This is a genomic window from Desulfovibrio piger (assembly GCF_012843875.1).
Classification (GTDB): domain Bacteria; phylum Desulfobacterota; class Desulfovibrionia; order Desulfovibrionales; family Desulfovibrionaceae; genus Desulfovibrio.
The window spans coordinates 1-7,549 of sequence record NZ_JABAFY010000077.1 but is presented as its reverse complement, the minus strand read 5'-3'; the positions used below and the strand labels follow the sequence as shown (position 1 = coordinate 7,549).

At 63.9% G+C, this 7,549-nt stretch carries 8 protein-coding genes; 4 read left to right on the top strand and 4 right to left on the bottom strand.

Going from position 1 to position 7,549, the window contains the following annotated elements; translation table 11 throughout:
* Positions 1 to 76: 76 nt before the first annotated feature.
* Together HF854_RS11825 and HF854_RS11820 are read left to right on the top strand one after the other, a co-directional pair.
* Positions 77 to 370, top strand: a complete 294-nt coding sequence (locus tag HF854_RS11825) for a DUF503 domain-containing protein (protein WP_040370061.1) — start codon at positions 77 to 79, stop codon at positions 368 to 370.
* Positions 354 to 1,370: a DHH family phosphoesterase gene (locus HF854_RS11820; protein ID WP_168936472.1), complete on the top strand. Its 1,017-nt coding sequence runs from the start codon at positions 354 to 356 to the stop codon at positions 1,368 to 1,370. Before HF854_RS11825 ends, HF854_RS11820 begins: the two co-directional genes overlap by 17 nt.
* A gap of 76 nt (positions 1,371 to 1,446) precedes the next feature.
* Here HF854_RS11820 and HF854_RS11815 read toward each other — a convergent pair whose 3' ends face one another.
* From HF854_RS11815 to argB, 3 genes are all read right to left on the bottom strand, one after another.
* A complete protein-coding gene (locus HF854_RS11815) occupies positions 1,447 to 1,713 on the bottom strand; it encodes a hypothetical protein (protein WP_168936471.1) in 267 nt (88 codons plus the stop codon).
* A gap of 1 nt (position 1,714) precedes the next feature.
* Entirely contained in the window at positions 1,715 to 2,794 is a 1,080-nt protein-coding gene (locus HF854_RS11810) for a hypothetical protein (RefSeq protein WP_168936470.1), read from the bottom strand.
* A gap of 158 nt (positions 2,795 to 2,952) precedes the next feature.
* Positions 2,953 to 3,732 carry an acetylglutamate kinase gene (gene argB / locus HF854_RS11805; protein ID WP_006008566.1) on the bottom strand — a complete coding sequence of 260 codons (780 nt, stop codon included), beginning with the start codon at positions 3,730 to 3,732 and terminating at the stop codon, positions 2,953 to 2,955.
* Positions 3,733 to 3,969: 237 nt separating this feature from the next.
* On the opposite strand from argB, the gene gltX reads away from it, so the two are divergent.
* Positions 3,970 to 5,367: a glutamate--tRNA ligase gene (gltX, locus tag HF854_RS11800; protein WP_168936469.1), complete on the top strand. Its 1,398-nt coding sequence runs from the start codon at positions 3,970 to 3,972 to the stop codon at positions 5,365 to 5,367.
* A 233-nt stretch (positions 5,368 to 5,600) separates the two neighbouring features.
* Complete coding sequence (locus HF854_RS11795; protein WP_168936468.1) at positions 5,601 to 6,173, top strand: cyclase family protein; 573 nt, start codon at positions 5,601 to 5,603, stop codon at positions 6,171 to 6,173.
* A 357-nt stretch (positions 6,174 to 6,530) separates the two neighbouring features.
* On the opposite strand, the gene HF854_RS11790 is transcribed toward HF854_RS11795, so the two are convergent.
* Positions 6,531 to 7,187, bottom strand: coding sequence for a GNAT family N-acetyltransferase (locus HF854_RS11790; protein ID WP_168936467.1), 657 nt, complete (start codon positions 7,185 to 7,187; stop codon positions 6,531 to 6,533).
* Positions 7,188 to 7,549: the final 362 nt, after the last annotated feature.

The following is a 7,549-nucleotide window of genomic DNA, read 5'->3' as shown; positions in this document are numbered from 1 at the left end:
GGGGGAAGGGGGACGCTTTTCCAAAAGCGTCCCCCTTCCCCCGGCCTTGCCTCTCCCGAGGCCCGATACCATGCCCATGTTCGTAGCAGTCCTGACTGTGGAATTTGCCCTTGACGGCAACGACAACCTCAAGGCCAAGCGCCGTGTGGCCAACAGTCTGAAGCAAAAGGTACGCAACCGCTTCAACGTGGCCATCGCCGAGGCAGGCACCGAGAACAGCCTGACCCGCCTGCGGCTGGCCGTGACGTCCATCTCCAATAGCGAGAGCCATTTGCGCAGCCGCATGGACAAGTGCGCGCTGATGATGGAAGCCGTCTGCACCGAAGAAATGACCGACAGCGAGGTAGAGATCTATGCCGTTGATGACTGAGATACCCGAAAACTGGCGCGAGCCCGCCGCGCGCATGGTGACGAGCCTGCGCGGTCTGGACCGGGTGCTGGTGGCCGCCCATGTGAACCCCGACGGTGACGCCCTGGGCTCCATGAGCGCCCTGGGCTGGCTGCTGAAGGACATGGGCAAGGAATTCGTCCTCTACAGCCCCTCGGGCGTACCGGACTATCTGTCCTTCCTTCCCTTGCCCTGCACGCTGCTCACCAGCCTTGAGCGCCTGCCCTTCGAGCCCCAGGCCCTGGTCCTGCTGGACTGCGGCGAGCCCCACCGCCTGGGCGACGATCTGGCCGCGGCTCTGGAAGGCCGCTTTGCCGGGACGGCCATCGTCAATATCGACCATCATCTGGGCAGCGACGGCATGGGGACGGTCGACAACTGGATCGAGCCCGCCGCCGCGGCCACGGCCCAGCTGGCGGCCTATGTCTGCCTAGCGGCCGGTCTGCGGCCGGAGGGCCCGCTGGGCGAATCCCTGGCCCTGGGGCTGGTGACCGATACCGGCGGCTTCCTGCACGGCAGCACCACGGCCGCCGTCTTCCGCCTGGCGGCCCTGCTCAGCGACAGCGGCTGTGACATCCACAAGCTGCGCGAAAAGCTCGACAACAACTGGAGCCCGGCCCGCATGGCGCTCTGGGCCCGGCTCATGCAGCGTGTGGAGATCAGCTGCGACGGCCGCGCGGCCCTGGCGCTGGCCCGTCTGGAAGACCTGCGCCAGTGCGGGGCCCTCAAGGAAGATCTGGAAGGGCTGGTGGAGCAGTTCCGCCGCCTGCGCGGCGTGGAGGCCTCCGGCATCCTGCGGGAGGACGCGCCCGGCGTCTACAAGCTCAGCCTGCGTTCCACGGGCACCACGGACGTACGTTCCGTGGCCGTGCAGTTCGGTGGCGGTGGCCACCGCAACGCCGCGGGCGGGACGCTGCGCATGGAAGGCGAGGAAGCCTTCGACGCCGTCCGTACGGCCCTGTGCCGCATGTTGCGGGGCTGATCCGGCCAGCCGTGAAAATGGAAAGGGACCGCGTTCGCGGTCCCTTTTTTCATGCGGATATGGCTGCGTCTCCCTGCTAGTCGGGGATGTAGCGGTTGATGGTGGCCGCGCCTTCTTCATGGGCACGGTAGTAGATGCACAGCTCGCCTTTGTCGTCCAGCTCGAAGCGGGACTCCTGGACAAGGCCGTTGACCTCGGCCGTCATCAGCGCGGAAAGGATGTCTTTTTTATTGAGGGCCCGGAAGGAACCATAAGCGCCCTTGAGGGCCTCGATGATGTCTTCGGGACAGGCTTCGTCCACCGTGGTCAGATACTTGAGGATGGCAAAGTTCAGGGGTCTCATCCTACTGCTCCTTTCTGTGGAAGAGGGCCAGGGGGTTGGTGGCGATGGTGAAGATGCCCACGACCATCAGGACGGCGCCCACCCAGGCCACCGGCACCATGTTCCAGCCGTCCAGACCGAAGACGACGCCCAGGATGAGCCAGCAGAAGAAGGGCCCCCAGAAGGAATAGGCGCCGTTACAGGCCATGCCCAGGGCCGCACCGCACATGGCGTTGCCCCGGTACCAGCACATGAAGTTGAAGTAGCACAGGAAACCGGCCACCACGAACCACTTCATGGAATCTACGTCGGCAAGGGCCTTGCCCAGCATGGCAAAGCCGTCCGTCTGGCCGATCCAGCCCAGGATGGGCACCAGGATGATGAGGTTGGAGATGCCGATGGTCACTTCACGGATGGTGATGCCCACTTCGGAATCGATGATGGACACCCCGTAACCGCACACACAGCCTTCGATGCCCCAGCCCAGAGCGGCCAGGAAGCCGAAGAACAGGCCCAGCATCATATGGGGACGCGCCTCGATGCCGCCCATGCTGGAGAAGCCGATCAGGGCGCTGGCCGAAAGACAGATCAGGATGCCCAGCATCATGCGGGGCGTCAGGGGCTGCCGGAACAGGAAGCGGGCCAGGATGGCGCCGATGGCCGGGCACAGGGCGCTGATGGGCACGACGATGGAGCCGGCCATCTGCAGGCCCACCACATAACAGGTGGAGGCGAAGGGGCCGCCGAACAGGGCCGCCACCAGCATCATCATGCCGGGACGCGTCTTGAAGCTGCGCCCGAAGTCGCCCAGTTTGCCGCGCAGGGCCGCCATGATGAGCGCCCAGATGGCCGCACAGCCGTCAGTGAGGCCGGCGCCCAGGGCGCTCAGCAGAAAGAGGACCGCGAATTCCGACAGGCCGGAATTCTCGCCGTACCAGACGGCCCAGATGCCCATGGCCATGGCGTAGGTCATGAAGGCCGTGTACATGCCGTAGACCATACCGGACGAGACAGCCGTCAGGATGCCCCGCGTCTGGAAACTTTTTTTCATGGCCCGTCTGGCGGCCATGGCAGCCGCACTGGGAGCAGCACATTGTGTCATGACTCCTCCAAATGATCCCTTGCCGGGATCTCAGTAAGTTACAGTGCACATGGCGGCACCGGGCCTTCCCCGCCCAGGCGGGATACCGGCCCCGGTACCGGCAAGGACTGGCAGCGCCGGGAAGGGACGGCCCTCCCGGCATCCTTTCTTCCGCAAAACTAGGCCGTGACCACCGTGCCCAGCGGTTCGCCGTCCAGCAGATAACGGCGCAGGCTGGAGGGCTGGCGGCCATCCAGGATCAGGGCCCGGGAGCAACCTTCGTCCAGGGCATGCAGACAGGACTGCACCTTGGGGATCATGCCGCCGTTGATGACACCGGCCTCGATGAGCTCGGCGATACGGGCGCGGTCCAGGGAGGGGATCAGCTTCTTGTCCGCATCCAGGACGCCGGGAACGTCGGAGATCAGCACGAAGTAGTCGGCATGCAGGGCCCCGGCCACGGCACCGGCCGCCGTGTCCGCATTGATGTTCAGGGCCTGGCCTTCAGGACCGGAGGCCACTGGCGCCACCACGGGCAAGAAGCCGCCGTCCAGCAGACAGGAAAGCACGGAGGCATCGACCTTTTCCACATCGCCCACCAGGCCCAGCACAGGGTCCTTCACCCGCGCCCGCAGCAGGCCCGCATCACGCCCGGAAAGGCCCGCGGCACGGGCGCCGTGCTGCAAGAAACGGCTGACCACGGTCTTGTTGACCTGGCCGCACAGCACCATCTCCACGGCCTGCATGGTGTCGGCATCGGTCACGCGCAGGCCCTTCTCAAAACGGCTCTCGATGGCCAGGCGGTTCAGCAGGGCGTTGATCTGGGGCCCGCCGCCATGCACCACCACCAGGCGCATGCTCTGCTGCAGAAATGCCATGTCGTCGGCAAAGGCCGCGTTCAGTTCGTCCTTGTCCATGGCATGGCCGCCATACTTGATGACAACAGTCTGGGTGCTCATATCTTCTCCTTGAGGCACAGGCATGAAAATGCGGTAAGACCGCCTCACCGCTGTAGCACCCCCGGCCGGGGAGGCGCAAGATGCCCGCCGCTCCCCATGTGCTGCCCGCCATTGCAAGGCAGGCGTATTGGGGTTATCCTGCCCTGCCTTACAGCCGCAGGGGCAAGGCTCCGCACGCCCCCTGCATACCGACCGCAAAATCACCTCGACGGCCTGCCGTCGATGAAGGACAGTACCATGAATAAAGTCGTTACCCGTTTCGCGCCCAGCCCCACGGGCCATCTGCACATCGGCGGCGCGCGTACCGCCATCTTCTGCTGGCTGCTGGCCCGCCACTTCGGCGGCGAGTTCCACCTGCGCATCGAGGACACCGACCTGCTGCGCTCCAAGCAGGAGTACACCGACTCCATCCTGGCTTCCATGCGCTGGCTGGGACTGGACTGGGACGGCCCCCTCAACTACCAGACCCAGCGCACCGAGCTGTACAACAGCTATGTGGACAAGCTGCTGGAGACCGGCCACGCCTACTGGTGCTCCTGCACCCCCGAGGAAGTGGAAGCCATGCGCGAAAAAGCCCGCGCCCAGGGCCTGAAGCCCCGCTACAATGGCTGCTGCCGTGAACGCAACCTGGGCCCCGGCGAAGGCCGCTGCGTGCGCCTCAAGGCCCCCCAGGCCGGCAAGGTCGTGTTCGATGACATGGTCAAGGGCCGCATCGCCGTGGACGTGAGCGAACTGGACGACATGGTCATCCGCCGCGCCGACGGCATGCCCACCTACAACATGGCCGTGGTGGTGGACGACTACGAAATGGGCATCACCCACGTCATCCGCGGTGACGACCACGTGTCCAACACCCCCCGCCAGATCCTCATCTACGAAGCCCTGGGCCTGCCCGTGCCCACCTTCGGCCATGTGCCCATGATCCTGGGCCCCGACCGCCAGAAGCTCTCCAAGCGTCACGGCGCCCGCGCCGTCATCGAATACCAGAACGACGGCCTGCTGCCCCAGGCTCTGGTCAACTATCTGGTGCGTCTGGGCTGGTCCCACGGCGACCAGGAGATCTTCACCCAGGAAGAGCTCATCAAATTCTTCGACGGTACCAGCCTCAACCCCGCTGCCGCCGCCTTCGACCCGGCCAAGCTGGAGTGGATCAACGCCCACTTCATGCGTGAGATGCCCCTGGACGAACTGGCCAAACTGGTGCGTCCCTTCGTGGAAAAAGCCGGTCTGCCCGCCGATGTCGCCGACGACAAGCTGGCCGCCCTGTGTCACATGTTCCGCGAGCGCGCCGGGGACCTCAAGGCCCTGGCCGAATCCTTCCGTCCCCTGCTGGTCAGCGCCGACGAGCTGGCCTATGACGAAAAGGCCTGCGCCAAGAACCTGACCGATGCCAGCAAGGCCCACCTCAATGCCGTGGCCGAACTCTTCGCCGCCTGCGATCCCTTCGACGCCCCCAGCCTCGAAGCCGCCCTGCACGGTTACATCGAAGGCAACGGCCTCAAGTTCAAGGACGTGGCCCCGGCCCTGCGCACGGCCCTCATGGGCTTCATGGGCGGCCCCCACCTGCCCGAGATCATGGCCTTCCTGGGCAAGGACGCCAGCCTGGCCCGCATCCGCCGCGCCGCGGGCATGTAGTTTTGATCTGATCCGGGTGAGCTGTTGAGGGGAGAGACCCCTTTTGCTTGCGGCAAAAAGGGGCCTCCCCTCTCCCCCAAAACCCGCTCTTATGCGGCCTGTGGCACTCCCGGAAAAAGGTCCCGCAAGCGTACAAGACGCCTGCCCGCTCTTGCAGGCAGGCGTCTTTCATAACTGTCCGAAAACGTCCTTCCTCCGCATCATAACCGCACGTTTCCGCAGCAGGAGGCCCCATGCTTCTCGATCTGACCACCGTCATCGCCCCGGATTATCCTGCCTTGATCTGGGCCCGGCAGCAAGACAATGCCCACATAGCACTGGGTCATGTGGGCACGCACCTGGATGTCTATGAATGCCGCCACATCCCGCTGGAGGCCTTCCGCTGCCCGGGGGGGCTGGCGGATGTGCGACACACGGACGAAGCCGGTCTTGCGGATGTGGATCTGGACGCCATCCCGGCCCGGGCCTTCGTCCTTTTTCGCACCGGCCGGATCGAACGCCATGCATACGGGGAACCCGCCTATTTCCATGACCATCCCCAGCTAGCCCCGGAGCTCATCGACGCCTTGCTGGCCCGGCGAATACGTTTCATCGGTATCGACGGTCCCGGCATCCGCCGTCACGCGGAACACGAGCAGGTGGACAGGCACTGCGAACGCCACGGTGTGCATGTCATCGAAAATCTTTGCGGCCTCGGCGATTTGATGCCGGGCAAGCCCTTCACGGTCTTCACCTTCTGGCAAGATGACCCGCAACGTACTGGCCTGCCCTGCCGCGTCATCGCCGAGCAGGACGTCATCATTTAGACAGGCCGCAACAATTTGCCGTGATACACCGGGACAAAGGTATGAAGGCCCCTGCGTCAACGGTCGATAATGCTCCGCCTATTTCTTTCCCGGCAGAGTATCGCCGCCGGTCTGCGCCATCACCCCATGTCCGGGGAACGTCCCCCATAGAACAGGAAAACTTTTCCCCAAAAGGGAAAGCCTCCACATGGTCACTAGTGTGCCGCAATGGTGCCCAGATCAGCCCGTACAGAATAAAAGGGACTCTGTCTCCCCAGACACGAGTCCCTCAGCTTCATTTCCTTCCTCATATACCCCACAGCGGGAAGCACGCCCCGGAAGAGTCCGTGGAGGACGGCCCCTATCCTTCCTCCTGCCCTAGCATTTAGTCATCCATGTCCCCCAGCTTTCCTTGCGGGCCACATAGAGCAGGTGTTCCATATCCTGCCCGTAATAATGCTTGCTGAAGCGTCCGCACAGTTCCATACCATTGCGCCGGGCCACCGCCAGAGAAGGCGTATTATCGTCTCTGATGCACGAAAAGACTTCTGGCACACCCAGTACGTCAAAAGCGAATTCCATGCACGCACGGGCCGATTCTGTGGCATATCCGCGGTGCCAGTAGTTCTTTGCCAGCAGATAGCCAACTTCCGGGACCTGCAAGGTCCGGGGCGTGGCATCGATACGCTCGCTGAGCAACGCGGAAGGCCCCTCCTCTTCTCCGGCCGGAGCTTGCCCGCCCTCCTCACCATCAGCCGCAGCGGTACAGGCCGTCACCCCCGCACAGTCCTGCATGGTGATGCCGCACTGGCCGATCATTTCGCCCGTTTCCCGCAGCTCCACGGCCAGGGCACCGTATCCCGGCACCACATAGCGGGCCTGCTGGCGCCGCAGCCAGTCCCAGACTTCCCTGTCACTGAAGGCATGCCCGTAGGCATACATCACACCGGGATCCTGCAGGTAACGGCACAGGGCCGGGAAATCCGCATCCGTCATGGGACGCAGGCAACAACGTTCCGTCATGATCTCCAGCATCGATCCAGCTCCATCAGTAATATCTTGCGGAGGGCAAAGTGCCCTGTTCTTGTCCGCTTGTCCACAAGGATTTCAGAAAATATTCCAACAGGGAGCCAAGGGCCCCCAAAAAATCGCTGCATTACTCCGGCAGCCCGCAACGCCACCTGCCTAGTTCGGTACGCCCCGCGATCCCTTGTCTGCCTCGCCCTCGCCGCAGCTCCATTGTGCTCGCGTATGGCCTTACGGAATGCCGGTCATCCGGCCTCACCGCAGGGCCCCTCATCCTCGCACAGACCCAGCGGCAAAAGTTTTTGGAAGGGAGGGGCGCGGGGAGGGAGAACCTTTTTCCAAAAAGGTTTCCCTCCCCGCAAGCTTTTCTT